The organism is Paenibacillus sp. FSL R5-0744 (genome assembly GCF_037972555.1).
In the GTDB taxonomy this organism is placed as follows: Bacteria; Bacillota; Bacilli; order Paenibacillales; family Paenibacillaceae; genus Paenibacillus_AQ.
This window is the reverse complement of the sequence record NZ_CP150228.1, coordinates 961,102-986,585: the sequence shown is the minus strand read 5'-3', so window position 1 is coordinate 986,585 and position 25,484 is coordinate 961,102. Positions and strand designations below refer to the sequence as shown.

20 protein-coding genes are annotated in these 25,484 nt (G+C 43.5%); 5 read left to right on the top strand and 15 right to left on the bottom strand.

What is annotated here, in order from left to right:
* Positions 1-48 precede the first annotated feature (48 nt).
* Complete coding sequence (locus MKY19_RS04360; RefSeq protein WP_076283846.1) at positions 49-882, top strand: helix-turn-helix domain-containing protein; 834 nt, start codon at positions 49-51, stop codon at positions 880-882.
* Positions 883-1,126: 244 nt separating this feature from the next.
* On the opposite strand, the gene MKY19_RS04355 is transcribed toward MKY19_RS04360, so the two are convergent.
* From MKY19_RS04355 to MKY19_RS04335, 5 genes are all read right to left on the bottom strand, one after another.
* A complete protein-coding gene (locus MKY19_RS04355) occupies positions 1,127-1,315 on the bottom strand; it encodes a hypothetical protein (protein WP_339800663.1) in 189 nt (62 codons plus the stop codon).
* A gap of 277 nt (positions 1,316-1,592) precedes the next feature.
* A complete protein-coding gene (locus tag MKY19_RS04350; RefSeq protein ID WP_339800660.1) occupies positions 1,593-3,584 on the bottom strand; it encodes a beta-galactosidase in 1,992 nt (663 codons plus the stop codon).
* 130 nt (positions 3,585-3,714) lie between these two features.
* Positions 3,715-5,016, bottom strand: coding sequence for an ABC transporter substrate-binding protein (locus MKY19_RS04345; RefSeq protein WP_042185065.1), 1,302 nt, complete (start codon positions 5,014-5,016; stop codon positions 3,715-3,717).
* 61 nt (positions 5,017-5,077) lie between these two features.
* The gene (locus MKY19_RS04340) at positions 5,078-5,911 is read right to left on the bottom strand and encodes a carbohydrate ABC transporter permease (RefSeq protein WP_042185063.1); all 834 of its coding nucleotides are present in this window, start codon (positions 5,909-5,911) and stop codon (positions 5,078-5,080) included.
* Positions 5,911-6,792: a sugar ABC transporter permease gene (locus tag MKY19_RS04335; protein ID WP_042185061.1), complete on the bottom strand. Its 882-nt coding sequence runs from the start codon at positions 6,790-6,792 to the stop codon at positions 5,911-5,913. Before MKY19_RS04335 ends, MKY19_RS04340 begins: the two co-directional genes overlap by 1 nt.
* 136 nt (positions 6,793-6,928) lie before the next feature.
* Here MKY19_RS04335 and MKY19_RS04330 point away from each other — a divergent pair, with 136 nt between their 5' ends.
* Both MKY19_RS04330 and MKY19_RS04325 read left to right on the top strand, forming a co-directional pair.
* Positions 6,929-8,749, top strand: a complete 1,821-nt coding sequence (locus MKY19_RS04330) for a histidine kinase (RefSeq protein ID WP_339800655.1) — start codon at positions 6,929-6,931, stop codon at positions 8,747-8,749.
* Positions 8,746-10,407 carry a helix-turn-helix domain-containing protein gene (locus tag MKY19_RS04325; RefSeq protein WP_339800651.1) on the top strand — a complete coding sequence of 554 codons (1,662 nt, stop codon included), beginning with the start codon at positions 8,746-8,748 and terminating at the stop codon, positions 10,405-10,407. Before MKY19_RS04330 ends, MKY19_RS04325 begins: the two co-directional genes overlap by 4 nt.
* A gap of 100 nt (positions 10,408-10,507) precedes the next feature.
* Here the strand turns inward: MKY19_RS04325 and MKY19_RS04320 are convergent, their stop codons facing one another.
* Positions 10,508-11,674 (bottom strand): GDSL-type esterase/lipase family protein, encoded by a 1,167-nt coding sequence (locus tag MKY19_RS04320; RefSeq protein ID WP_339800648.1) that lies wholly within the window; start codon positions 11,672-11,674, stop codon positions 10,508-10,510.
* Positions 11,675-11,798: 124 nt separating this feature from the next.
* On the bottom strand, positions 11,799-14,120 hold the full coding sequence (yicI, locus tag MKY19_RS04315; protein WP_339800645.1) for an alpha-xylosidase: 2,322 nt from the start codon (positions 14,118-14,120) through the stop codon (positions 11,799-11,801).
* Between the two features lie 127 nt (positions 14,121-14,247).
* Here yicI and MKY19_RS04310 point away from each other — a divergent pair, with 127 nt between their 5' ends.
* Positions 14,248-15,138, top strand: a complete 891-nt coding sequence (locus MKY19_RS04310; RefSeq protein WP_042185052.1) for an AraC family transcriptional regulator — start codon at positions 14,248-14,250, stop codon at positions 15,136-15,138.
* Positions 15,139-15,262: 124 nt separating this feature from the next.
* Positions 15,263-16,021, top strand: a complete 759-nt coding sequence (locus MKY19_RS04305; protein ID WP_339245047.1) for a hypothetical protein — start codon at positions 15,263-15,265, stop codon at positions 16,019-16,021.
* 99 nt (positions 16,022-16,120) lie between these two features.
* Here MKY19_RS04305 and MKY19_RS04300 read toward each other — a convergent pair whose 3' ends face one another.
* The 8 genes from MKY19_RS04300 to MKY19_RS04265 all read right to left on the bottom strand — a co-directional run bounded on the left by MKY19_RS04300 (position 16,121) and on the right by MKY19_RS04265 (position 25,322).
* Positions 16,121-18,190 carry a class I SAM-dependent methyltransferase gene (locus MKY19_RS04300; RefSeq protein WP_339800640.1) on the bottom strand — a complete coding sequence of 690 codons (2,070 nt, stop codon included), beginning with the start codon at positions 18,188-18,190 and terminating at the stop codon, positions 16,121-16,123.
* A gap of 127 nt (positions 18,191-18,317) precedes the next feature.
* On the bottom strand, positions 18,318-19,193 hold the full coding sequence (locus MKY19_RS04295) for a radical SAM/SPASM domain-containing protein (RefSeq protein ID WP_042124302.1): 876 nt from the start codon (positions 19,191-19,193) through the stop codon (positions 18,318-18,320).
* Positions 19,194-19,212: 19 nt separating this feature from the next.
* Positions 19,213-20,199, bottom strand: a complete 987-nt coding sequence (locus tag MKY19_RS04290) for a Gfo/Idh/MocA family oxidoreductase (RefSeq protein ID WP_042185046.1) — start codon at positions 20,197-20,199, stop codon at positions 19,213-19,215.
* Between the two features lie 261 nt (positions 20,200-20,460).
* Entirely contained in the window at positions 20,461-21,849 is a 1,389-nt protein-coding gene (gene thrC / locus MKY19_RS04285; RefSeq protein WP_339800637.1) for a threonine synthase, read from the bottom strand.
* Between the two features lie 103 nt (positions 21,850-21,952).
* On the bottom strand, positions 21,953-22,456 hold the full coding sequence (locus MKY19_RS04280) for a CYTH domain-containing protein (RefSeq protein WP_076283838.1): 504 nt from the start codon (positions 22,454-22,456) through the stop codon (positions 21,953-21,955).
* A gap of 189 nt (positions 22,457-22,645) precedes the next feature.
* Entirely contained in the window at positions 22,646-23,632 is a 987-nt protein-coding gene (locus MKY19_RS04275) for a phosphotransferase (RefSeq protein WP_339800632.1), read from the bottom strand.
* A gap of 76 nt (positions 23,633-23,708) precedes the next feature.
* Positions 23,709-24,257: a GNAT family N-acetyltransferase gene (locus MKY19_RS04270; RefSeq protein ID WP_339268892.1), complete on the bottom strand. Its 549-nt coding sequence runs from the start codon at positions 24,255-24,257 to the stop codon at positions 23,709-23,711.
* Positions 24,258-24,347: 90 nt separating this feature from the next.
* Positions 24,348-25,322 carry a phosphotransferase gene (locus MKY19_RS04265; RefSeq protein WP_339800628.1) on the bottom strand — a complete coding sequence of 325 codons (975 nt, stop codon included), beginning with the start codon at positions 25,320-25,322 and terminating at the stop codon, positions 24,348-24,350.
* Positions 25,323-25,484: the final 162 nt, after the last annotated feature.

The following is a 25,484-nucleotide window of genomic DNA, read 5'->3' as shown; positions in this document are numbered from 1 at the left end:
TAATCTTCCCAGCATATAAGAATATGGAACTAAGAGGAGATGGAGTCATTGAAGGGAATCGTGCATCGTAGAATTGTGTTCCCCCATGAGGGTGGACAGGATCTACCTATCACATTAGACAGTATCGGTCACAATCATCAACAGGAAAAAGTATCCCGCTTAGATGGCTACGAAACCTATCATTGGCTCCAAACGGCGTCTGGTGAAGGGGTGATTCATTTTGAGAATAAAAGCTTCTCCCTTCCCGCAGGCAGTGGTGTATTACTTCTCCCCTATACTCCACATCGCTATGAAGCTTCGGCTGCTAACTGGAGCACCTCTTATTTAACGTTCGGAGGCAGCTCTGCAGGGTCTATTTTGGAGACGCTGGGGATGAATATGAATTCTTTTTACCGCTGGGAAAAAGAGGCGCCTCTCTCCAAGCTGCTAAGAGAAATACTTGATCAGTATGATGCCTCACAGGACATGTTTGGTCTGACTGCCTCCACTGATGCTTATCGCTTTCTGCTTACTTTAAGCAAATATGGGCAACTGCATAACAACACAACGATATCCCGCAATGTGGATAAGCTGCAGCCGCTTCTAAAATGGATGGACAGCCATTATGGTGATCCTGATCTCGGACTTAACGATCTAGCCGATCAGCTCGGCGTCTCAGGGCGATATCTCAACAATCTATTCATACAAACCTTTGGGCTATCTCCTTATGCCTATTTCGTACGGCTACGTATCCGTAAAAGCAAAGAAATGCTTGTAAGCCAGCCGGATCTTACCGTAAAAATCATCTCGCAGAGAGTAGGCTTCCGTGATGTTAGCCATTATGTTGCCACCTTTCGCAAGCAGTCAGGGACTACACCGGAGCAGTTTAGACGACTTCACTAATACTCTAAGGTGTAAAGCTTAATCGCCTCCTGCGTGGTGAAATGCTACATAAGGTTGCGTATGACAGAGCTTATCGCTGTGTGGATCTCATTAGTATGGCATGTGTGTCAGAGTAACTGCATTTTGTACACTTAAATCAGCCTGTTCAGCAAAAAATATCCATATAAGTGTATTCTGTGCAGTTATATTCTCAGCATTTGGCTGTGAACCGCGATATTTCGCATTATAGCTGCACTAAATACAACTAAATCCATTTCATAGCCCGAGAGCATAAAATAAGTGTAGAAAGTGCAGCTATTCCGCACCGTACAAACTCGCCCTCTGCTCCTGCGTAGCATTCCACGCCACACCAACTCGCCTTCCACTCCAGTGCAGCATTCCGCACCATACCAACTGGCTTGCCTCGACAGCTCTCCCGACCCAAGGAGTACATTTAATTGCACTTCATGCAATAGAATGTGCCTTTTCATCTCATTTCGAGCATTCTATTGCACTTCGTGCATTAGAATCTGGTGAAACCCATCAAAATCGACGTTTACCATTAATCTGATTGCACAAAGTGCAACAGATTCAAATTCCTCCCACCCAAAAAGGAATTCTATTGCACAGAGTGCAATCACATATCACAAATCTCAATCTCAATCACAATCACAAGGGTTAACCCTCAAGGAGATAAAGCCCTCTCCCCATCAGCAATTACTCAGAATCTTTTACATCTCCAGAATATCCACACCATACGGCTCAAGCTGCAGCTCTCCTGAACAAATCGAGTGGTTCAGCAGACTGTTATACTCCTGCGGCAACGGGATCGTCACAGACTCCCGGCTCAAATTAAGCAAGAATAAGAAGCTTCCTTGATCTCCCGAGCGCACAGAGGCCTGTACTCCATCCGGCAAACCCTCAAATCTAAACAGCCCCTGCTGTTTGGAAAGGCGCTCCAATAAAACTGACCAGAATCTCTCTTCCATATGAGTCCCAAAGTAATAAACCTGACCTTTTCCAAAAGCATTGACGGTTACAGCCGGAGTTCCACTATAGAAATCATCGCCATACCATGCAATCGGCCATGCCACAACAGGTCTCAGGATGTCGCACCACTGCGTGCATTCATATTGGTTCCCCTCAGCATCAACGACCTTATGGGTTTCAGCACCTATTGGATCATACTCCAGCACTTCAACCCCTGTGCAATAGCTCAGTAGCCCCGGTAGTGGCTGCATGACTGCGATGTTATTTGTAGTTTTCACGCCACTTCGATTGGTAATAAGCAAAGTTCCGCCAGCTAGTGCAAAATCCTCCAAACTACGTACAATCTCCTCATCCAGCAAATATAAATTCGGAGCAATCACTACTTTATAACCATCCAGCGATTGTCTAAAATCGATAACATCGCAACCCATACCGAGCTTCGTCACTGCACGGTGTATCTGTTTAATATTCTCATAATAATCGAATCCTTCAGCCTGAGGCTGAATATCCAGCGCTGCTTTTTCTTCATGAGAATGGAGTATAGCTACTTCATTCTTTAGCGTCGTTCCAGTCAGCTTCTCCCCGAGTGTATTAACCTCATGGCATAGCTGAGTGAACTCCGCAAACCTGCGTCCTGGGACATTGCTGTGATCAATCAGTCCGTGCCAGAATTGCTCTGCTCCCGCGACTGCACTACGCCAGCGGAAATGAACGACGGTATCCGCACCTCTGGCTATCGTCTGCCACGCATAAGCACGAATCATCCCAGGATACGGCGTTCTCCACATCGGCATCCAACAACCTGGTGAACCACTTAGCTGCTCCATGATCCAGAAGTTTTGACGTTTAATACCACGGGTTACATCTAGTGAAAGTGCTCCGCTATATGGTGTTGTCGCTTGCTTGGTTGGCGAAGTATTCGGATAATAGTCAAATGCAGCGACATCCAGATCAGCACCGACTGCGTACATATCCAGACGCTGCGGATAGCTATGAAAGTTATGAGTGATAAAATGCTGCGGACAAACAGACCGCAAAATATCAATCTGGGTCTTCTGGAATGCTACCACCGAATCCCACTGAAACCGCTGATAATCTAGCAGGAATGATGGATTCTGATGTGGTGATCCGCCCAGTGGAACAGTAAGCTCATTCCAATCGCTATATTCTCCACTCCACACAACCGTTCCCCACTCTGCATTCATTCGATCAAGGCTGCCATACTTGGCTTTCACCCAAGTGCGAAAAGCTATATTACAAGCATCACAATGACAATCTAACATCCCGAATTCATTATCAGTCTGCCAACCAATAACGGCAGGGTGTTCACTATAGTGCTCCGCAAGTCGCTGCGTGATACGACTTCCGTATTCGCGCAAAGATGTACTATTATAGCAGCGGTGTCCGCGTACCCCCGGATGAAAGGTCTCTCCCTTCGCAAATAGCGGCAAAACGTCCTGAAATTTCGTAGTTAACCATCTAGGAGGTGTAGCTGTGGGCGTACCAATCACAACCTGTAATCCATACTTATGAAAAAGATCCAGCGCGCGGTCCAGCCAACCGAACTGGTAATTGCCCTCCGCTATCTCTAACCGGCTCCATGCAAACTCGGCGACTCGAACTACCTTGACACCTGTTTCCTTCATTAATTTGATATCTGGTTCCCACATGGATTCTTCCCAATGCTCCGGGTAATAGTCCACACCTATCTGAATAAGATCATATCGCTTCACCGGCGTCCTCTCCCCCTATCTTGTTATCACCAAAATAAAAGGCGCTCCCCGTCTCATAATGATGAGGTATACGGAGAACGCCTTTGTTAACCACTAGTCCATTTTAAACTTCTTTATGAACGAGCTTCACTTATTTCTTAAGCTTGTCCCAAGCTGCTTGCATGCCTGTCATCCAGCCATTCACATCAACCTTGCCAGCGATCATCTGTTGAATCACACTAGCAAATTCTTGAGTTACACCGTCAGGGAATTTAGAGGATTGCAAACCATACACTTTGTCTTCTTTTACATAGTTCCATACGTCAGATCCAAGCTTACCGATATCTTCAGGAGTTGCTTCGATGGTGGACAACGCAGGGATGAATTTCCATTTTTTAACGATGTACTCTTTACCCATATCTGAAGTTACCAACCAGTTCAAGAATGTTTTAGCTTCTTCTTTAGATCCGGAATCTTTGTTGATAACAAGGTTTGCAGGAATACCTACAGTCATTTTGTCATTCTTTGCAGCATCTTCATTGATTGGCATAGGGAACATACCGATGTTCATGTCAGGTGTAATGTTATCAACAAGGGTTTGTGCCCAGTTACCTTCTTGCATCATTGCAGTTTCACCTTTAGCAAACATAGCCAAGTGAGTGTTAGCATCTGTAGTCAACGGATTTTTTTGTCCGTATTTCAAAGTCAAGTTGAGCAAGTTGCTCCAATCTTCAAACACTTTGTTACCTACGATTGTACCCGTACCGTCATTCAAGCTCTTAATGAAGCCATTTACATCATCTTGTTGAGCGAATGCTACGCTGATCCCTTGGTTACCAAGGAGCCACCATTCTTGATACGCATTACCAAATGGAGTTACGCCAATCGCTTGCAATTTCTTAGCTGCATCTTCTAGTTGTGACAATGTTTTAGGAGTTTCAGTGATTCCTGCTTTTTCGAACAGGTCTTTGTTATATACAAAACCAATTCCTTCAAGGTTCATTGGCATACCGTACACTTTACCGTCTTTAGTCATTGGCTCTGCTGCCATAGGAATCAGATCTTTCACCCAAGGTTGATCGGACAGATCTTCCATCTTATCTCCCCAAAGCTCCATTTCAGCATATCCGCCATTTGAGAAAATGTCAGGCGCGTCGCCGGAAGCAAACTTAGTCTTCAGTGCTGCAGCGTAATCGGCACCACCACCAACGGTTTGAATATCCAGCTTGATGTTAGGGTGTTCTTTTTCAAATTCAACCTTAAGCTCATTAAGACCTTCAACGATTTCAGTTTTGAATTGAAAGATCTTAACCGTCTTTACTTCACCTTTATCTGTGCCAGCGCTTCCATTTTGTGAGTTACTAGAAGCGTTATTGCCTCCACCGCATGCTGTTAATGCTAAACTCATCGCCATTACTGCCGAAAGTGCAACTGCCGAGCGTTTCTTATTCATTATATTTTCCCCCTTAAGATAGTGGACTACTTATGAAATATTTGGAACGGAGGGCTCGGTGTTAACCTTTCACCGAGCCAGCCGCTATTCCCTCAACAATGTAACGCTGCATGAACAGATAGAAAATGATAATTGGAGCAATCCCGATTACGAGAGCCGGAAGCGCCATATCCCATTGTTTGGTGTATTGACCAAAGAAGGAGAAGGTCGCCAGCGGAATGGTCCGAAGTTCTGGTGCCTGAAGAATCAAGGAAGGCAGCAGATAGTCATTCCATATCCCAAGTGCATTAAGCACGATCGTTGTCATTACCATTGGCTTCAGCAAAGGAAGTACTATGCGGAAGAATACGGTAATTGGATTACATCCATCAACTGTAGCCGCCTCTTCAATTTCAAGCGGAACGGACTTGATAAAGCCGTGGAATAGAAAGATTGCCATTGGAACACTGATCCCTAGATTCGTGATAATCAAACCCAGGAAGGAGTTGTTTACTCCCATTACATTTACAACTTTCAAGATTGGAATCATGATCGTTTGAAACGGAACAACCATTGCGGCTACGAACAACAGTAACAAAAACTGATTAAATTTCGTATTCGCCCGAACCATACGATAGGAAGCCATCGCACTAAACAGAGAAATTAGAATAACACTGATAACCGTTATGATGACCGAATTTCGGAAAGCTTCACCGAAACGTGCCAATTTCCAAGCACTTGTATAGTTCGACCACATAAATGTCTGTGGCCAGCTTGCAGCATCACTCAGAATTTCACCGAACGATTTCACTGAGTTTGCTAGCAAGAAATAAAATGGAGACAGGAAGAGCAGGGCCAGAAGAATCATCAACACTTCCACGCCGATATTCCATCTGCTTTTTGTCTTGGCGTTCATTAAGCTTCTACCTCCTTGCTCTTCGTAATACGGACTTGAATCAGAGTGATAATCGCCACGATAACGAAGAACAGCAGCGCTTTAGCAGTACCCAGACCGTAACGATTGTTCAGGAAGGCTTCATTGTAAATATTCATAGCAACTGATTCTGTAGATTTGAACGGTCCGCCTTTCGTCAAGGAAAGGTTAAGGTCAAACATTTTGAAGGACCAAGAAATGGCCAAGAACAAACCAATGGTTACAGCCGGCATAATCAACGGAACTACAATGCTGCGTAGTACCTGCCAACGGGAGGCACCATCAATATCAGCCGCTTCCAGGACTTCTTTCGATACGTTACTGAGAGAAGCGATGTAGATAACCATTAGATAACCGGAAGACTGCCAAACAAAAACCATTACAATCGCCCAGAAGCCGGTTGTTGCATCACCCAGCCAAGGAAGATTAAAGAACGACCAGCCTGTGAGTTCTCCCATTGTTGCGAACCCTTTGATGAAGATAAATTGCCAGATGAACCCGAGCAACAATCCCCCAATAACGTTCGGCATAAAGAAGATCGTCCGAAGCATGTTACGTGTCTTTAATGGTTTCGTTAACAGATAAGCTAGGAAAAACCCTACCACATTAGTCAAAATTACACCTAACACAGTAAATCTTACGGTAAACCAAAAGGAAGACCAGAAGTCGGGGTCATTCGTAAATATAGTGGTGAAGTTTTGAAATCCTACCCAACTTACATTACCGGATACACCGTTCCAGTCTGTGAAGGAGTAATACATCCCCATGATAAATGGGATAATCGTTATTAAGGTAAAAAACAAAACTGCAGGACCAACGAAGAATACCTGTTGACCTAACTGGGACAACTTAGTGCCGCGCATTTATTGTCCCCCCCTTTCTTTTGCTCACTTACTTGTTTATGCTTTATACACATATTATCTGTTTTTTTGAGCGCACCTCACACCTACGGAAGTGATCTTTCAGGTGTAAAATATTGATCGGATGTGACAAATTTCGATGAAATGGAACACGATTCGCACAAAAATGATCGTTTTCATCCTACTTCCAACACTAATTTGTATTATGGCCACGATGTTTATAAGCTACCACTTTAGTACTCAATCCTTAAGAACAAGAGCAGTAGATGAGAATACGAACCTTCTCTTTCAAGGTACTAGAAACATTGAAAGTCTGATTCAGGAAATCAATCGACTCTCCCTTATCGTCTATTCAGATTCAGAATTCTACAGATCTCTCGAAGCTGGATACGAGGATATGCTAGCAAATGCACGAATTTATTCTTCTCTGAATTACATTTCATCATCTATGCCTGACATATCTCAGGTCTATTTATACGGTGTCAAGGACAGCAAAGCCACTCTGCTCACCCAAAATACACCGAAACGTTGGCAGGGTGTTCCACCTTATCCTGATTCCAAGATCACTACCGATTCTGCGGTATCCTTACAGAGTACGCATTTAAGTCATAGCTACGGCCTAACGGCACCGATCCCGCAATTTATACCGGAGCCAGTGTTTACCTTACACAGAAGAATCGAAAGAGTCCCTACCACAAAAGCGCTTGGCTACCTGTCGATTGATGTCAAGCTAACGGCTCTAACCGACATCATCAGTCAGTTATATGATCAGAAGCAGGAGAAAATCTGGCTGCTGGATGGCAACGGAAACATTGTCTACGGGGACAATAGTGAAGAATTCGGCAAGAAACTGAATGCAGCTTGGTACGATACGAATATCAGGGACAAGCAAAGCTCACAAGGATACTTTGAAGAGGATAAAGCTATGTTTATTTACCAGAATATCGAAGGTCCAGGGTTAAATTGGACGCTGGTGAAGCAGATTCCCGTATCTTATCTTTTCCGAGAAGCCAATGAGGCGGCAACGATCAATATAGCACTGATGGTCCTGCTGCTGATTACAATTACAACGCTAACGATCCTAATCTCTTTTCGAATCACCGCCCCGATTAAGCAGTTGACCCGCTATATGAATCAGGTCCAGACCGGGAAGCTTGATATCGATATCCGTCCCATGGGCAAAGACGAGATCGGTGTCGTTACAGAACGGTTCCGCAGTATGATGGATACGATCAACAATCTGATCCTAAGAGAATACAAGCTGGAATTAACTAATAAAACGAATGAATTGCGGGCTTTGCAAGCGCAAATCAATCCGCATTTCCTTAACAACACCTTGCAGATCATCGGTACGCTTGCCTTGGAACTTAAAGTACCCCAAATCTACTCTCTTCTTTCTGCACTAGCGAAAATGATGCGCTACAGCATGTACAATGAGGAGAAGGTTGTCACGGTTAAGGATGAACTGGATCATGTTAAAGCTTACATCGAACTACAGAAGGAACGTTTTGAAAATAAATTCAGTTTCCGTTACGATATGGAGGAAGCTCTTTTAGAGACATTTATGCCTAAGATGATTCTGCAGCCTATTGTAGAAAACTATTTCAAACACGGTTTTAACCATTCCCGCTCAGACGGATTTGTTGAGATCACCGCGGCCAAATTGGGCGACAAGCGAATGGAAATCTGTATTCAAAACAATGGAAATGCTATCCCTTCAGCGAAACTGGATCTTTTGCGGCAGAAGCTTCAACATTCCACTAGAACAGATATAGATTTATTAAGAAATACAGAGCAAGACAAGGAAGCTACAGGATCTGGTATTGGTCTGCCGAACGTTCTGGCTCGGCTCAAGCTCGTATGCGGAGATAGCGCCATCTTGACGGTGGACAACCTCCGAGCAGGTGGAGTGGTTGTAAGACTGGAAATAGACATTATAGCGGAGCGTGAGACGATATGAAGGCGTTAATTGTTGATGACGAGGCGAGAGTTAGAAAAGCTGTTAGACTTCTTGTCGACTGGGACGCACATCAAATCAATGAAATTCTGGAAGCCGGAAACGGAAATGAAGCTATTGAGATCATTCGGCAAGCGAAACCAGCCTTGGTCATTATGGACATGATGATGGAATCCGGTAATGGCGTAGAATTAATGACATGGGTTAACGAATTTGCCGGCAACATCAAATTCATTGTGGTCAGCGGACATAATGATTTCGAGTTCGTGCGCCAGACTGTTCGTCATGGTGGAATTGATTATATCCTTAAGCCCATTGAAGCGGAGGCAATCAATGTAGCAATCGCTAAGGCAGTGGCTGCTTGGCGTTCAGAGGAAGCTGACCGTAGAGAACGACAGAAGCAGAACATTCAGCTTAATGAGTTCAAGCCCATCTACGGAGAAAAACTGCTATCCGCGCTAATCGATGATCCGATCAACTCGGAATTATCTCTTCGGAGGTTGCGAAGCGATGGCATTATCCCGGACAACGTCCTCTCTTCACGCCTAATACTGGTGCAGACAGATACAGGAAATAATCTCCTACTTAACCGTTTTGGAGGAGACACCGGTCTCCTGAACTACGCTATCGTCAATATTTGTAATGAATTTTTGCAAGGTCAGCGTAAGGGTGTGGCTTTTCGTTACTGGGGAGGCCCTTCGGAGATTGCCATCATTCTATGGGATATCCAAACGTCTGTTGTTGAGCTTATAGGGAGAATTAATCAGGGGATCTACTCTACATTGCAGGTCCGAATGCATTTCGGAATTAGCTGCATCGGCAGCCTGCCTAAGCAATTATCTTATCAGCGTGCAGAGGTGGCTGAGGCCTTACAGCGTAGAAATTTATTAATTCATGAGGATTACTGCCATTTTTCTACTTCCTCCGAAGAGTTTAAAGAGCGCAATGAAAACGCAAAGACAGAAATTCAAGGACATGCATCGCCGACGATCTTCGCACATGTGAAGGAAGATTGGAAAATGGCGGTCATCAGCGGAAGCTCTGATGTATTGTCCGCGGCAGCACAGCACTGGGTGGACGAGCTTAGCCGATGCGGAATTGTTACACCGGAGATTCTAAACTCGTGGAAGAATGATGCACTCTTATTTCGTTCCCAGTTGGTACGGGAAACGTTAGGCCCTGATGCCGATAGCGCACTAGCCGAGTTAGAACAGGCCGACCAGCTTCACCCAGCTCCTTATACGAATGGTTACTCGTTCTCCTTATTTGCTTGGCGTGACTGGTCATTTGATCTGATGGAGCGAATATCAGAAGTGATAGCCGCTAAACAAGCTAAAGAAAGCAATCCTATGCATGATATCGTGAAATATATCGAACTTAATTATGCCTCTGATCTATCCTTGCAGGAGATTGCCGGAAAGTTCTTTGTTAGCCGCGAATATATTTCACGCCGGTTCAAACAGGAATACGGCATTAATTTCTCCGATTTCATCGTTAACGTCCGGATAGATAAAGCTAAATTGCTTATGCAGAACCCTCGTCTAAAGCTGTCGCAAATTTCCGAAATGGTGGGGTTTCATGATGTGAAGTATTTTAGCAAGGTATTCAAGAAACAGGTTGGTGTATCACCCAAGGACTATCGAAACCAGTTTAAAATTTAATTAATACCACGCTACGAGAAAACGGTTGTCTCCTTTATGGAAGACAACCGTTTTCTCGCAGAAATATAAAGATAATGTATAGCGTGAAACTTATATTTTCTTATATTTTTAAAAAGGCGTCCGCGACCGTCTTACCGGCTATGCCGTTCGGATGCGGGTCGTCTGTTCCACTCATAAACTCTGGTCTGATCCGGTGATCGTCTGGTGCAGGCAATGACAATAGGCTTGCTATATCAAACACCCGGCTCACACCTATAGGCGGATTAGACAAAATCTCACGATTCACCTTGCGCCAAGTTTCTTCTCTTTCACCCTGAAAATTGAACGGTGGCACCGTACTTAGAATAATATTAGCTTCAGCATTTGCCCCCTTGATCTTAGAAATAATGGTCTGCAAGTCACCAAGAAGCTCGTCCGCCGAACGGCAGCCAATATCAATATCATTTACTCCGAGTACGATCATCACTTCATCACTTTGCTTAGTTTTGTTTAGCCATGGACCATCCGCGGCGACATCATAAGCTCTAGCCCAGCCAGAGCCAAGATTCCATACACCAATATCCGTGCCAAGGCCATCCGCAATTCTCGCGACCCAATATTCGTACTCATCCTTTAATGTCCGCACACCTTGAGTAATCGAATCCCCCAAGAATACTAGTTTCTTGGTAACAGATTTCTTATACCCAATGAAGCTTGGCAGTACCAAAAGATTATCAGACGCTGTAAAACCATCCGCTGATTGTTGTGCGGCAAGATTTCCGGGCGCGTCATAAGCTGAAACCAGCATCCCTTCAACATTGAAAGGAATCGATTTACCTGCAGTGAGTGTCTTAATCGTCCACGTAAACGCCAAGTAATGACCCTCCGGCAGAACAATGCTTGTCTCATCACTCCAGAAACATTCGCCAGCCGTAACGGATTTTGAGGCTTTGCCCTCAAAGGTAAGCTCATGCTGTGTATTCTCAGCTATTGTTCCGTCTGGTTCTGTTCCTCCGTCAGCGATATAAGCTGTCTCGATAACCCAGTCGCCTCCAGGTTCACTGCCTACAGCTTCTTGCCCTTGATCCCATGTAGAATCCACCGCGTTGCTATGCCAGAACTTTAACTTCAACGTACCATTTTCCCTTAAACGAATATAAGTCCGGAAGGTATGAGTAAATGGTTCTTGCCTATTCATTATAAAATTCGCTGCTGTTGAAAGAACCGTTGCTGAGGTATATTCCGTCTGGTTCAATACTCCACTTCCCTTTGTTAAATTAGTATCCATAACGTTCCCCCGTTATTCAGTAAGATTGTAACACTAAAACCTCTCCAATAAACCAAGGGAACAGATCGTCCACCCAGTTTACAAGAGAGGTAATGGCTATATCAATATGCTTTAAGAAACAATCTTATTTCAATGTAATCGTAAACGATACGGTTTTTGCACCTGCGTTTACTTTTACTGTAGTTTCATCTACTTGCTCTGCACCTTTTACAGAAGCGATAGCTCCCAGATCTTTAAGTGAAAGCGAGAATTCTTTACCGCTACCTTCCGCAGTAACTGTTACCGTACTGCCTTTACGGTCAGCCTTCACAGTCAATTCAGGAGCACCTTTGAGATCACGAACGGTTGCAGAAGTCGTAGTGCCATCTTCAAGTGAATATAAGCCGAATTTAACGCCATTCGCATAGTCGTAATCCGGTTTGTTATCCACACTGCCGATTGCCAGCAAGGAATTCTGACGAACGAATAGTGGCAGGCTAAAGAAATCATATTTCTCTTTGCGCCATGATCCACCTTGTACGGTTTCACCAGTAAGCAAGTGAGTCCAGCGACCAGCCGGCAAGTAGTACTTCGCTTCGCCGTTTTCTTGGAAGATTGGGGCTACAAGCAAGGATTCACCTAGCATGTATTGACGATCCAACACTTCGCAAGTAGGATCTTCCGGGAATTCCATAACCATAGCCCGCATAGAAGCCCACCCATGTTCATGAGCCTGTCCTGCTACATCATACAGATAAGGCATCAAGCTACATTTGAGTTTGGTGAAGAAACGGGTAACATCACAAGCTTCATCATCATAAGCCCAAGGCACACGGTACGAAGTGCTACCATGCAAACGGCTGTGACTGGACAATAGTCCAAACGCCAACCAGCGTTTGAATACATGTGCCGGAGCCGTGTTCTCAAAGCCACCGATATCATGACTCCAGAAACCGAAACCAGACAATCCTAGAGATAATCCACCGCGAAGGCTCTCTGCCATGGATTCATAATCTGCGTAGCAGTCACCGCCCCAGTGAACTGGGAACTGTTGGCCACCGGCAGTTGCAGAACGTGCGAACAATGCCGCTTCATTCTTACCAAGCTTCTCTTCTAGCACTTCAAATACAACCTTGTTGTACAATTGAGTGTAGTAGTTGTGCATTTTCATCGGATCAGATCCGTCGAAGTAAACTACATCTGTAGGAATACGCTCGCCGAAGTCTGTCTTGAAGCTATCTACGCCCATATCTACCAAATCACGCAGGTAGCCGGCATACCATTCACAAGCCGCAGGGTTGGTGAAGTCCACCAGTGCCATACCTGCTTGCCACAAATCACATTGATAAACGTCACCATTAGGTTTTTTGAGCAGATAACCATTTTTCTTGCCTTCTTCAAACAAGCGGGAACGTTGCCCGATATAAGAGTTGATCCATACGCAGATCTTCAGCCCTTTATCTTTCAGTCGTTTCAGCATGCCTACTGGGTCAGGGAATACGCGCTCATCCCACTGGAAATCGGTCCATTGATATTCACGCATCCAGAAACAATCGAAGTGGAATACGCTCAGCGGTAGATCGCGCTCTGCCATACCATCTACGAAGGAGTTTACGGTTGCTTCATCGTAGTCGGTAGTGAAAGAAGTCGTCAGCCACAGGCCGAATGTCCAAGCCGGAGGAAGTGCAGGTTTGCCAGTAAGTGATGTGTAGTTGCTGATAACTTCTTTGATGGTAGGACCATCAATCACGAAGTATTCTAAGCTTTCTCCAGCTACGCTGAATTGCGCTTTTTTCACTTTTTCCGAAGCGATCTCATAAGAAACCAACTCAGGGTGGTTAACAAATACGCCATAGCCTTTGCTGCTTACATAGAAAGGAACGTTCTTATAAGCTTGCTCGGAGCTAGTACCACCGTCTTTGTTCCAAAGATCTACGGTCTGTCCATTCTTTACAAAAGCGGTAAAACGCTCGCCCAAACCGTAAACGAATTCACCTACACCGAGATCCAGCTCTTCACGCATATACGTGTTGCCGTCTTGATCCGTGATATAAGCCATGGACTTGAAACCGCTGCCTGTAATTCTCTCGTCTCCACGATAGAAATCCACAGCCCATTGTTGGCCTTTGCGAATCACTACACGCAGTCCGCCGCTGATCAGCACAGTCTCGGAATCGTTTTCTTCAATCTTAACGTGATCTCCAGTACCTTTCGTGAGTTCGAAGACTGGACCGCGTTCTTGTACACCATCATGATGAATAATCTTAACCCCTACCACACCTGGAAGCGGGGAATGAAATTTTACAGTAAGCAGGGTTGAATTCAGCGTCGCTGAACGCCCTGTGATTGGAGTTGTTTGAGTAATTGCTGTTAATCCATCTGGAGTCTTTTCTACAACATAATTTTGAACTGCACCGTTAATCGTGATACCATCACGCACCAGCCAGAGACCATCAGTAAATTTCATTGTGTACTTGCCACCTTTCAATTTGGTGTTTATAGTTGCATTATACCGATAAAAAATAAACAAAACTAATACTATATAGCTCATTTATAACACTATTTTGATGTTTTATCCGAAAGGAGTGGCATTTATGGACCGTACAACCCAGAGTTTGCTAAAAGAAGACAGAGTGCATGGCGATAGCATGTTTCCGCTTGCAGCTTATTGGATAGAATTACCGGCTGGAACACATGTCCTCGATACCCATTGGCATGAAGAAGCAGAGTTTTTTATGCTGCTCGAAGGAGAAATTCTGTTTCAGGTGGATACCGAATATTTCCCACTTAAAGCCGGTGAGGCTGTATTTATCGAGTCTGGTGATATTCACGCTGCCTATGTACTGAACGAAGATACGCCCTGCAAATTTTGTGCGCTCGTGTTTCTTCCTGATCTTCTCGCTAGTGCCCAATATGATACGATCCAGCAGAACACCATCTTACCCCTTCAGGAGAAAAGACAAAGCTTTCCTCGCCACCTAACACCGGCTGTGAAATGGCAGCATGAACTTCTCGGGCACTTAGAACGCATGATGGACGCCTACGCTGCGCAATCTCCCGGGTTTGAAGCTTTTATTAAAGGCACGTTACTCATCATGCTCTCGCTGATTGCTCCAGAGGATCGTTTTGTAAACCGCAGCCAGCTGGATGACGCTGATACTACTAAGATCAATCGACTTAAGAAGATTATTCTCTATATTCAGGATAACTATCAGGAGCCGATTAGAACTCGGGACCTCTCCGACCTTATCCCCATGAGTGAAGGACAGTTCTGCCGTTTTTTCAAAGAAATGACCCGTAAGACTCCAGTAGATTACATTAACTCTTACCGAATTCGCCAAGCCGCCGATCTACTGCAACAAAGCAACAGAAAAATATCCGACATCGCATTCGAGGTCGGATTCGATAATGTGAGCTATTTTATTAAAGTGTTTCGCAGAGCGATGAAATGCTCGCCTTCGGAGTTTAGGAAGGGGTCCCGTTGACATCTTGTTGTTCGACTTCTATTCATCGGTCGTTCTGAAGCTAATGGCTCTCTTTATTAATTCTTCCTGTTCATCTACCGATATATTATAGATAAATCTTATCGTCGTAGGAGGAGAATAAGCTATGCATATAACGAATATGACCTCTGCTATGGGAACGAGACTTAATGTAGCTGTTAGTCACCAAACTAACGATAAAACCATAAATTCAAACAGCAAGACAAGTGGTAGCGGAGACCACTTATCGTTAAGCAAATCTGCAAAAGCAGCTTTTCAAAATCAATCTAAAATGAGCGGAATGGTTGATTCTCTACTTAAACAAAAACAGAGTATCATCGATAGCAAGAACAGCCTAATTGAAAGAACCACCAAAAACTCACATAACCTTGATTCTATTCAAGATCAACTTAAGGAATTCGATAAACAGCTCCAAACGATTGACCAACAAATTGCGAAGTACACCTTTGAAGAGCAACAAAAGAACTTAGAAAAAGCTCAAAAAGAAGATCTATCGGATGAACCTAAAACCGAGCAAGAGATACAAAACGAAAGATTGAATACGATTGTTGCTATAAGCCAAAATGTTTCACAAATGGAGGTAGTTTCTTCTACCCATTCTAAGATGCATGGCGAGGCAAGAGTTCTGACCAAGGAAATCGAATCGGATGAAGCTCGTTCTACTCATTCTGCAACAGCCAAACGTGAGCAGTTATCCAAAATCGAAGATAGAATATCGGAAATGAATGAAACGTTAGGCGATACCATAAAAGACACCGGAGATAAAATTAAAGATCAAGAACGGACTGAGAAATTAGCCACCTACCAAGAAATTCAGCGTTTAGCCGAAGATTCTGATAAGTCGCAGCTAGAAATACTAATCTAACAAAGACAAAATTCTCTATATAGAAAAAGCAATCGGACCTCTACCACATCAAAGGGGTTGCCGATTGCTTTTTTATATGCAGATGATGTTATCTTTCAACTATTCCTTCCGAATCACGATAAAGCAGGTGCTGTCTGGCAAGGCCACTTCCTGTCCGCTCTCATCCATGAACCTTACTCTATCACGCAGCGCTTCGGTATAACCTTCTTGCAAGTAATGCCGGAAAACTTCAATCTTCGCTTGCTTTCCTAAAGTCTGTTCAATAAATGAGGCAAACTCCGTAGGGGTAAAATAACCAAACTGTTCCTGTACTTCATGAATGTAAGCCTCTTCGCCCCAGGTATACGTATATAAAAACTCCATGGCATCATTAACAGGCATGAGTACTTCTTCTTCCCCTAATCTCTGATACTGAAGCTGACGTCCGGCAAAATCCTTCGCATAACGCTCCAGCCACGCCATACCGTCCTCCTCCAGAAAACGAACTTTCCGCAGCAATGCTGTGGGTTCGGTCATAATCCCATCACGGATAATAATAACCCCGCCCACTGACAATACATCAAAGGCACTTCGCAGAGCGGCCGAGACGGTGTCATGATTGAACTTTTTACCATTAAGCGGCACATAAGAATATAGCTCATGCAAAATCGAAGAAAAAATTACCGTACCCACCGTTCCAGCCTCTACGAAATCTTCAAGGTTCAACGCATCTCCCTGCAGGACCTCCCACTGACGACCTTCCCGTTGCTTGCGCTGCCGCAGAGCTTCCACTACATTGCTCGATATATCAATGCCGATAGGGGTAACCTCTGGCATCCGCTCTTCCAGCAAATCCAGCAGCACACCGCCGCCCGGGCCGATATCCAGCACTTTTTTCCCAATGACATGGTCCAGAATCACAGCCTTATAATCTGCTGTATTATTCATTTGACTTAAGTAGGTATCTTCATTATGAAAACGGTCGAAGGCGTCTCTGCGTAGCTCGAACAAGTCGAATAACAGCAACACAGCACGTTCATACAAGGGCGATTTTTCAGCTTCCATACAGAATTCGATCAGCTTCTCTGCCGCTGCCGAGAATTGGAACTGAAAAAACACCGTGTCTGGCAGATGTTCCTTAGCGTATGGACGAAGCATTAGATGAGGATTCTCATCAGGTAAAGTCCCTTTTTCGATATCCTCCCATGTAAGCTCCGATAAATATTTTTCTATAATCCGCTTCTTATAAACATTGATCTTCTTAACACCCTTGTAGTCATAGTAAATGCTGTTCATAACCTGCTCGAAGCTGATATGGCGTAGGGGTTCATTCTGAGCCCTTTGGGCTGCAAGCAACATCACCTTCAGAAATTGCTCCAACGAGAAGGTCTGCATTGCAGATTCCACATACCAGAAGATAGTGTTACTTAAAGACTCCAACCGTTCCGCATGGAAGCCTTCCTGTGTCAGCTTTGCCCATTCTGTAGTGAAATCCTCTCCTCTAGAGATCGGACCTAGCCGCATTCTGCGCAGTCTTTCTTTCATCGGCATTGGACTAGCAAGTTCACCGGATGCAATCAGAGTGATAAGCTGTTTCACTTCATGCTCTACATTCAGCCATAGCTCGGGAGATACAGCTCCGATGATGCAATGATTGAGTACGGTTAGCAAGCGTTCAAGTTCCTCGGCAGTCAGTAACTGTTCCTCCACAAGATCACGAAGCGGCTTATTTACTTCCGGAGGCACCTCCCCACGGATTTGCTGTCCTATCAGTCCATGGGTTTCAATAAGCCGATGAACCAGTGCGCTTTTGTCAGAGACCGTACCGCTCAAATGTTTCCCGTATAACTGTGCGGAGCCAATGTTATGTACAAAACAGTTAATGCCTTCCTCCTGCCAAAGTAACCGCTCCTTCAATGTGCCACCCTTAGCTGTTTCTGACCAGATTAATGTTTCTTCCACAAGCTCTTTGATCCAAATCGAACGGGGAAGCTGGTCTAGCAGCTGCAAACTGCGTTCCACATAATCCAGCACGGGATTCCTGCGGTCCAACTCCTCCAGAGATTCCACACGCTCCAAATTTACAATCTGCTCCTCGGCTTGGACAATAAGCTTCAGCCAGAGGTTATCCTCCAAATGATCTTGTATTCCTTCACGGTATAAGGTGATGGCTTCCAACGATTTCAGCATATACTCCTCCTTCGCTCCAAAGTGGAGACTATAAAGACTTTTTATTATATATACACTCCCGTTAATTAAAAAACAGAACCAGGATTCATGAAATTGCCATGTCCCGGTTCTGTTTATATTCCAATCCTCAAGTTCCGAACCGTTGCCGATATCCGCACTTGCGGCACAGCTCTTCTACTGCCTCTCTACGAGAGAACCCGTAAAACAGATTGTTCGCTCGCTCACCCTCTACGATTTCTGAGAAAGGAGTCTCATGAATGTTTCCGAGGTTAATGACTCCTTCACCATCCAGACAGCACGGTACAACGGTACCATCCACAAGGATTGCCGCTTGGCTGCGTAGTGCATGACAGAACCCTTTTCCATCATCTTCCGGCTCATTCAGTGCAGGCCATCGGAACTCATGGTCCTGATTGAGATATACCCGTGGGGCAACCTTGACGCCGCTGCCAGGTACAACCTTTTCTTCGATCTTGAAATCAAGGTTAAAGGCTTCCTCCAGCACAGCAAGGGTCTCACGGTTCCGATTCTTCTCCAGATTGGTCAGATTATCCTCCGTCAAATTCCACAGCCGGAAGGAAATAATCACCCCTTGCGCGGAGGCTTCCCGTACAAAAGAAATAATCTCCGACAAATACCCTTCGCGGTTCTCAGATCCTTCATGCCCATCAAAGCTATGCAGAGAGAAGTTCATCTGTCGAAGTGCAGGTTTGCCGAGGATCTTAGGGCCAGCCTTATGAATTAACGTACCATTGGTAGTAATATTGACCTTGAACCCTTTGGCATGTGCCGCATCCAGCAGCTCACCAATCTTGGGATGCAGCAATGGCTCACCTTTTACGTGAAGGTAAATATGATTACTATGTGGCTTAATTTCATCTAATATCGTATTAAAAGTATCGAGCTTCATAAAGTTCTTCGTTCGGGCGGTTGGTGGACAAAAGCTGCAGGCCAGGTTGCAGACGCTTGTTATCTCAATGTATACCTTTTTAAAAGTCTTCAAGTGCTGCTCCCCATTCTATTTATAGATCTGCGGCATAGCGGAGGCCGATCTGTGCTCTGGCTTCCTCCATAACTTCTGCTACTGCCAAGGAATTCGCATGTGTATTAACTCTGCTTTCCCGTTCACCATTCTTAATTAAGTTGATAAATTCCTCAACCTCATAATACATAGACTCGAATACCTGAGGCTGCGTAAGTTCCTCAACGGTTCCGTCGCGATAATGAATCTTCACTTGGTAAGGTTGGTTGATCTTATCGATCACCATTGTACCACTTTCCCCTTGAATCTCGGCTGGCAAATAGGAATCAGCGATCTTGGAATGCATCACAACTGCATCCATATCATCATATTGCATGACAATACTTCCTTCTCCATCCACTCCAGAAGAGAGCATTAGACCCACGGCCTTTACAGACTTCGGTTTCCCGAACAACACTACCATAGGATACAGGCAGTAAACGCCAAGATCCATCAACGAGCCATTAGAGAAGGCTGGGTTAAAAGCATTTAATACCGTTCCCTGTCTATAGGCGTCATATCTCGATGAGTATTGACAATAGCTCGCAAAATAACGACGTACTTGACCAATCTTATACAAATTGTCTCTGATCACTCCGAAATTCGGCATGAAGGTCGATTTCATTGCTTCTACCAACAACACATCATTGTTCTGAGCGGCTTCAATCATTGCTCTAAGCTCCGCACTGTTTGAGGCAGCTGGTTTCTCACAGAGCACATGTTTGCCATGATTTAAGCACATAATCGCCTGCTCAGCATGCATGGAGTTCGGGCTTGCAATGTAAATAGCATCGACATCTTTACTGGAAACCATATCTTCCAAATTCGTATAAATTGTAGCTCCAGCATATTTTGCAGCAAAGGCCTGACCCTTCTCCATTGTGCGGGAGTACACGGCTGTCAGGATAAACTCCTCATTCTCCAAGCCGGCTTGCACGAAGCGGTCTGTAATAAAGTTTGTTCCAATGACCCCGAAACGAATTGTCATGATAATCCCGTCCTTTTTAGTTCTTACTAAAGCTCTATATGCTATTTTCTCACTCTCAGGGTAGTCATGTCTACTTTTCAGGACAAATTTCCGACAAATTCCGATAGATCCACTTTGTGAAAAAAAGCACCACTCCTTCATCTTTTGTCGATATCAAACTATTCATAGTAAACAGCGACATTATTTGTCGAAAGATGCAGTAAAGAGGCTCCCATTCTTAACTTAAGAACAGGAGCCTGCTGAGCCATATGGATTTACAAATTATTTATAAAAAGCCTGCAATTGAAGCACAATTTCATCCTTGTCATGATCCACTACGGTTTGGTGTTGTGGCATCTCGAACAACGCTTTAATTTGTGCCGGGAATTCCTGCTTAATGTCAATCAGAGTAATCGCCTCATCAAACTTAGCTGGATGTGCGGTCGCAAAGGTAATCCCAATCTCATCCGAGCCATTAAAAGCTTCGTAAGCTGCGATTCCACATGCAGTATGCGGATCAAGTAGGTATCTATATTCTTTTTGATACTTAGCAATTGTATTCAAGCATTGGTCATTCTTCACGCCAAGCGCTGCAAAATCCTTCTGCACCTGCTGAAGCGCCTCGCCTTCAACCGTAATCTTGCCCTCGGTTTGCAGTTTGGACATATACGCGGATAGTTTCTCGGAATCCTCGCCTACCAAATAATATAGATAACGCTCAAAATTGCTCGCCACTTGGATATCCATCGAAGGACTGTATGTGCTTGTGAAGCTGCCCGGTTTGTATTCACCCGTGTTCACGAAACGCTCCAAGATGTTATTTTCATTCGTAGCAATAATCAGTTTGTTAATTGGTAATCCCATTTGCTTCGCCAAATATCCGGAGAAAATATTACCGAAGTTGCCGGAAGGCACGCTGATGTTAATCTTCTTCTCACTGCTGCCATCGACATGCAAATATGCATAGAAATAATAGACAGTCTGCGCCAGAATACGTACAAAGTTAATGGAGTTGATCGCACGCAGATGATAGCGACTCTTAAAGTCGAGATCCGCGAACAGATCCTTAATCACCTTTTGGCAATCATCAAAGTTACCATGAACAGACAGGTTCAGTACATTGCTGTCATCAACCGTAGTCATCTGCAGCTCCTGCACTTTACTAACCTTACCATGCGGATGAAGAATACAGATCTTGATTCCTTCTTTGCCGCGGACACCCTGAATCGCAGCCGCCCCAGTATCCCCCGAGGTTGCTCCGAGGATGTGGATGATCTTGTTCTGCTTTTTGGAAATATACGAGTACAGCTCACCCATAAACTGCAGTGCTACATCTTTGAAGGCAAATGTAGGGCCATGGAACAATTCCAGTACATACAGGGAATCATTCACTTGGTGAATAGGCGTTACTTCCGGCGTGCGGAAATTGCCATAACTAGTATTGACCATTTCCTGCAAATCTTCTAAAGGAATCTCATCATTAGTGTAATAGGCGAAAATCTTCAGGAACAATTCCTGGTAGCTAAGACTTCTCCACTCTTCTAAAGTAGCTGCTGAAACGACAGGAATCTCGGAAGGAACCATCAATCCGCCGTCATCGGCAAGTCCCATCAACACCGTATCGATAAAGCCTTTAGGTTCCACATTGCCTCTTGTGCTTATATACTTCATGCTCATCCTCCTGAACCCCTCTATATACTATATATAAATATAAGTTTCACTTAATCGTTGCCTGTTTTCCCTATATACTACCACGTTTACGCGCTAAAGTCCGTTAATTCTTTGTCTTATTTTGCAGCTCTTTCCAGACGGTTTTGTTGCTGTACTGCCGTTCCGTGCTGACATCCTTGCCGAACCATTCCGGCGCCTTGAAGCTTTCCGCTTCCTCCAAAGATTCAAATTCAACCTCCAGAACGGACAATTTCAACTGAGAATAGACGTCGATCTCAACCGTTGTGCCATTCCACACCGCCGTAATCCGCTCTTTGACCAAGGCTACCGCATTAACCGCCTCAATCATCTGATTATATAAACCCTCTGAGATAAAATATTCGATCTCTTCGCGCTTGATCCCTTTGCCATCCTTAAACGTGTGTGTATACGTTACCTCACCTGAGTCCAGATCCGTAATTTTACGCACACGCAGCTCTTGTCCGCCGTCTATCGCCAGATAGGTCTGATCGATATTATGCCGGGTCACAATCTTCAATTCGCCTTCTTGAATAAGCTGCTCCGGAAATTCCGGCAGCAGAAACTTGCGTTCGATCTCCAAAGCCATGATGTTTCGCTCCTCTTCGTGCCATTTATTTTATATTAATAATCATCATAGGGGTGAGACAAACCCAAGTCAATGTAGATTATGGGGAAAAAGGTTTTGTTCTTATCGAATTACCTCAATAATAGAAACAGCGGCAGTCATGGACGTGGAAAAGCAAGCCCTAAACTGTCGCTGCTAATTATGGAGATTCTAAAGATTTCCTAACAAAGCGGACATATTTTTTTGATTTTCTGCAAGCCAAATCATTTCCTTCGCAAAGCGAGCTGGCGGTACACTATGTTGATCCATGTTAGCATTAATCCACCATGTGCTTTCCATATACCACAACAACTGTAATGAATGTGTTAAATAGCCCTCTACCACGTCGCGTTCCTCACTGTACCCTTCCATAAACGCCGAAGCCAGGGAGACATCTAAATTATCATCTAAGGCACATGACATCACAGCACGAGCTACATCAAGCTGCGGATAGTCATATTTTAGTCGATCAAAATCTAGAATTGCAGATAAACCGTTATCATTAAATAAAAGATTATCTACCCAAAGGTCACGATGTGCCCAGCCTGTTTGAAGTAATCCGAGTAGTTCTATATTCATTTCTTCAGTAGCTTTAAGTTGAGTTTCTATCTCAGCAAGCAGCTGAGGTTTACCAAGTCCCTTAGTCTTTTCCCAAACGGAGTTCCAATGTGCTAAACGCTCCTCACGACTTGGAGGAATAAATTGCGGACTATTTTTAATGCCAAGTGTCCCGTCATTTAACAATCGATGCATTTTTCCTGTTGCTCGACCTAAATCATATATTTGATGGACATTGATTTTACCTGGTGAAATTAGTTTTCCCTTGCAATACTCCATCACCAGGAAGCGTTCTCCATTATCAGATTCAAGCAAAATACTTTCATTCTGTGATAACACTTTGGGGCACGCTAGATCTTGGTCATACAATCTAATCTGTTGAGAGAGTGCTAACAATATCTCCTCTGACTTATATAATTTATATCTTTCTTTGTTGTATTGTTTAAGTAACAATTCCCCTGCATCCGTCGTAACTTTCCACTTTAAGTTTAACCAGCCTCGTTTTATCGAAGTAGTTTCAATTACATTCATACCGAATAAACGATGAAATGTTTTTAGTAGGTCATCCAAGATCATTTCCTCTGTTAATATTGTCTCCATCTGGTCAACTCCTATATTTATAGTGAATAAGTTTTTATTCCTTATGGAGACCTATATAACCTCTGGGATTAAATAATCAATCTGTTATTAATTTTGAATACATATTGAGATCTATAAACTTTCCGTTTACTCTTTCATACCTTCTTAAGGTTCCCTCAAACATAAAGTTCAGCTTTTGCAAGACTTTTACTGAATTCACGTTTTCGGGTTCCACTTTTGCTTCGATTCGATTCAGCTTCAAAGTTGAGAATGCGTAATCTAACAAAGCACTTATAGCTTCTGAAGCATAGCCTCTTCCCCAAAATGCTCTAGCAATGTCATATCCAATCTCCGCTTTCTCATTTTCAAAGTCTAAGGAATTAAAACCACAAGAACCTATGATTTCATTGGATTCCATTTCAATTATAGAGAAACGAATAGCTTTGTTATCTAGAGAAAATTCATCAAGAAGTTTTATCATATCTTTTGCCTGATTTTCATCAGTAAAACTATCAATATTCATGAACTTGGTAACCTCTGGATCAGACCAAATTTTAAACAAACTTGGCGAATCCGCTACCTTCATTTTTCTTAAATGTAATCGTTCTGTGTGTAACTCTGTAGTTAACATTATTTTTACCTCCATTAAATTTTAATAGTTGGTTTAAAAATAATGATCTCTGCGCATAGTTCAGTCCCTTCATTTTTCATTCCCCATTAGAATATCACACCATCGTTAAAACGAATAATATACCTCTTTCCCCTCAAGAAAATCCCGACATAACGTGCTGCATATTTTGGAGGCGTGCTCTTTTATCCAACCGTTCCTCTCAGAGTCATGAATAAAAAATACGTAACTAATAAAAATATCCATAAATATTTGTCCTTCAATGTACCGAATCTCATCAAGCGAAAAGCTTGATTTAGAAGCATAACCCTCCAAAAGCATTTTGCGCAGCTCACTTTTCAACATGGAAGATGCAGAGCCCAAATCAAACAGGTAGTAACCATAACCAAATAAACAATAATCTATTAAGATAGGATTTTGTTCTGACACAAGGACATTGCCCAGTTGAAAATCAGCATGAATGAATCCCCATGAGTTGTCCCTAGCGTCTAGCTCTGCTAATTGTTCTTTTACTACGAGTAGAACGCTACTAATAACTTCGTAATCCTCCTGAATAAGGGCTCCATTGTCTGTTCCCTTTCCAAGTTCTATTAAAGTTTCATCAATCTTTGTGACATTGTATACAGGTCTATGTAACTCCAAGGGCATTAGCGTTCGTGAGAATTCATGTAAACTAGCAAGATTTCTACCTAATCTATAAACAATCTGTTCAATGTTATCTTCATCTTGGGTTAGCGTCGAGCCTTCGATCCATTCTAAAAGAGTGGCCAAACTAGTACCAAATTGCTCCGAACTATATTCAGTAACCAGTTCCCCTTTTTGATTTAGAACAGGTCTTTGAACTTTTAGTATGTTCTTCTGATCGATTTCTCGCAGAAAAAACATTTCTGCCTGTAATCCATCTCGGGTATGTTGTAAGGCTGAGAACCCTTCCGATATTGGTTTATGTATACGCAACAAATAATTCTTGTTATCCGTTTTGTCGGTCACTTTAAATGTAATATTCTCATTATGTCTAATGAATTCAATGATGGGATCGATGAACGAATACTGCAGCAATACTTTCTCAGCTTCAATGATCATAAGACTTCCCTCCTTCAAATCTAGAATATTCTTTATATTGTACCTGTTGCTCGTTGTATTTTGTTGGAATTAATAACTATATTTAAAAAGTATCCTTTTGAATATCTTCTATAAAAAAATAGAGTTACATATTAGTTCTCTAATACGCAACTCCATTAATAT

What these genes read in the sequence shown, in the direction of transcription:
- MKY19_RS04340 (WP_042185063.1), bottom strand. Translation starts at nt 5,911, where the DNA reads ATGAACGCCAAGACAAAAAGCAGATGGAATATCGGCGTGGAAGTGTTG.
- MKY19_RS04325 (WP_339800651.1), top strand. Translation starts at nt 8,746, where the DNA reads ATGAAGGCGTTAATTGTTGATGACGAGGCGAGAGTTAGAAAAGCTGTT.
- MKY19_RS04355 (WP_339800663.1), bottom strand. Translation starts at nt 1,315, where the DNA reads ATGTACTCCTTGGGTCGGGAGAGCTGTCGAGGCAAGCCAGTTGGTATG.
- yicI (WP_339800645.1), bottom strand. Translation starts at nt 14,120, where the DNA reads ATGAAATTTACTGATGGTCTCTGGCTGGTGCGTGATGGTATCACGATT.
- MKY19_RS04335 (WP_042185061.1), bottom strand. Translation starts at nt 6,792, where the DNA reads ATGCGCGGCACTAAGTTGTCCCAGTTAGGTCAACAGGTATTCTTCGTT.
- MKY19_RS04275 (WP_339800632.1), bottom strand. Translation starts at nt 23,632, where the DNA reads ATGGAGACAATATTAACAGAGGAAATGATCTTGGATGACCTACTAAAA.
- MKY19_RS04265 (WP_339800628.1), bottom strand. Translation starts at nt 25,322, where the DNA reads ATGATCATTGAAGCTGAGAAAGTATTGCTGCAGTATTCGTTCATCGAT.
- MKY19_RS04270 (WP_339268892.1), bottom strand. Translation starts at nt 24,257, where the DNA reads ATGGAGGTAAAAATAATGTTAACTACAGAGTTACACACAGAACGATTA.
- MKY19_RS04290 (WP_042185046.1), bottom strand. Translation starts at nt 20,199, where the DNA reads ATGACAATTCGTTTCGGGGTCATTGGAACAAACTTTATTACAGACCGC.
- MKY19_RS04305 (WP_339245047.1), top strand. Translation starts at nt 15,263, where the DNA reads ATGCATATAACGAATATGACCTCTGCTATGGGAACGAGACTTAATGTA.
- MKY19_RS04310 (WP_042185052.1), top strand. Translation starts at nt 14,248, where the DNA reads ATGGACCGTACAACCCAGAGTTTGCTAAAAGAAGACAGAGTGCATGGC.
- thrC (WP_339800637.1), bottom strand. Translation starts at nt 21,849, where the DNA reads ATGAAGTATATAAGCACAAGAGGCAATGTGGAACCTAAAGGCTTTATC.
- MKY19_RS04345 (WP_042185065.1), bottom strand. Translation starts at nt 5,016, where the DNA reads ATGAATAAGAAACGCTCGGCAGTTGCACTTTCGGCAGTAATGGCGATG.
- MKY19_RS04320 (WP_339800648.1), bottom strand. Translation starts at nt 11,674, where the DNA reads ATGGATACTAATTTAACAAAGGGAAGTGGAGTATTGAACCAGACGGAA.
- MKY19_RS04300 (WP_339800640.1), bottom strand. Translation starts at nt 18,190, where the DNA reads ATGCTGAAATCGTTGGAAGCCATCACCTTATACCGTGAAGGAATACAA.
- MKY19_RS04330 (WP_339800655.1), top strand. Translation starts at nt 6,929, where the DNA reads ATGAAATGGAACACGATTCGCACAAAAATGATCGTTTTCATCCTACTT.
- MKY19_RS04280 (WP_076283838.1), bottom strand. Translation starts at nt 22,456, where the DNA reads ATGGCTTTGGAGATCGAACGCAAGTTTCTGCTGCCGGAATTTCCGGAG.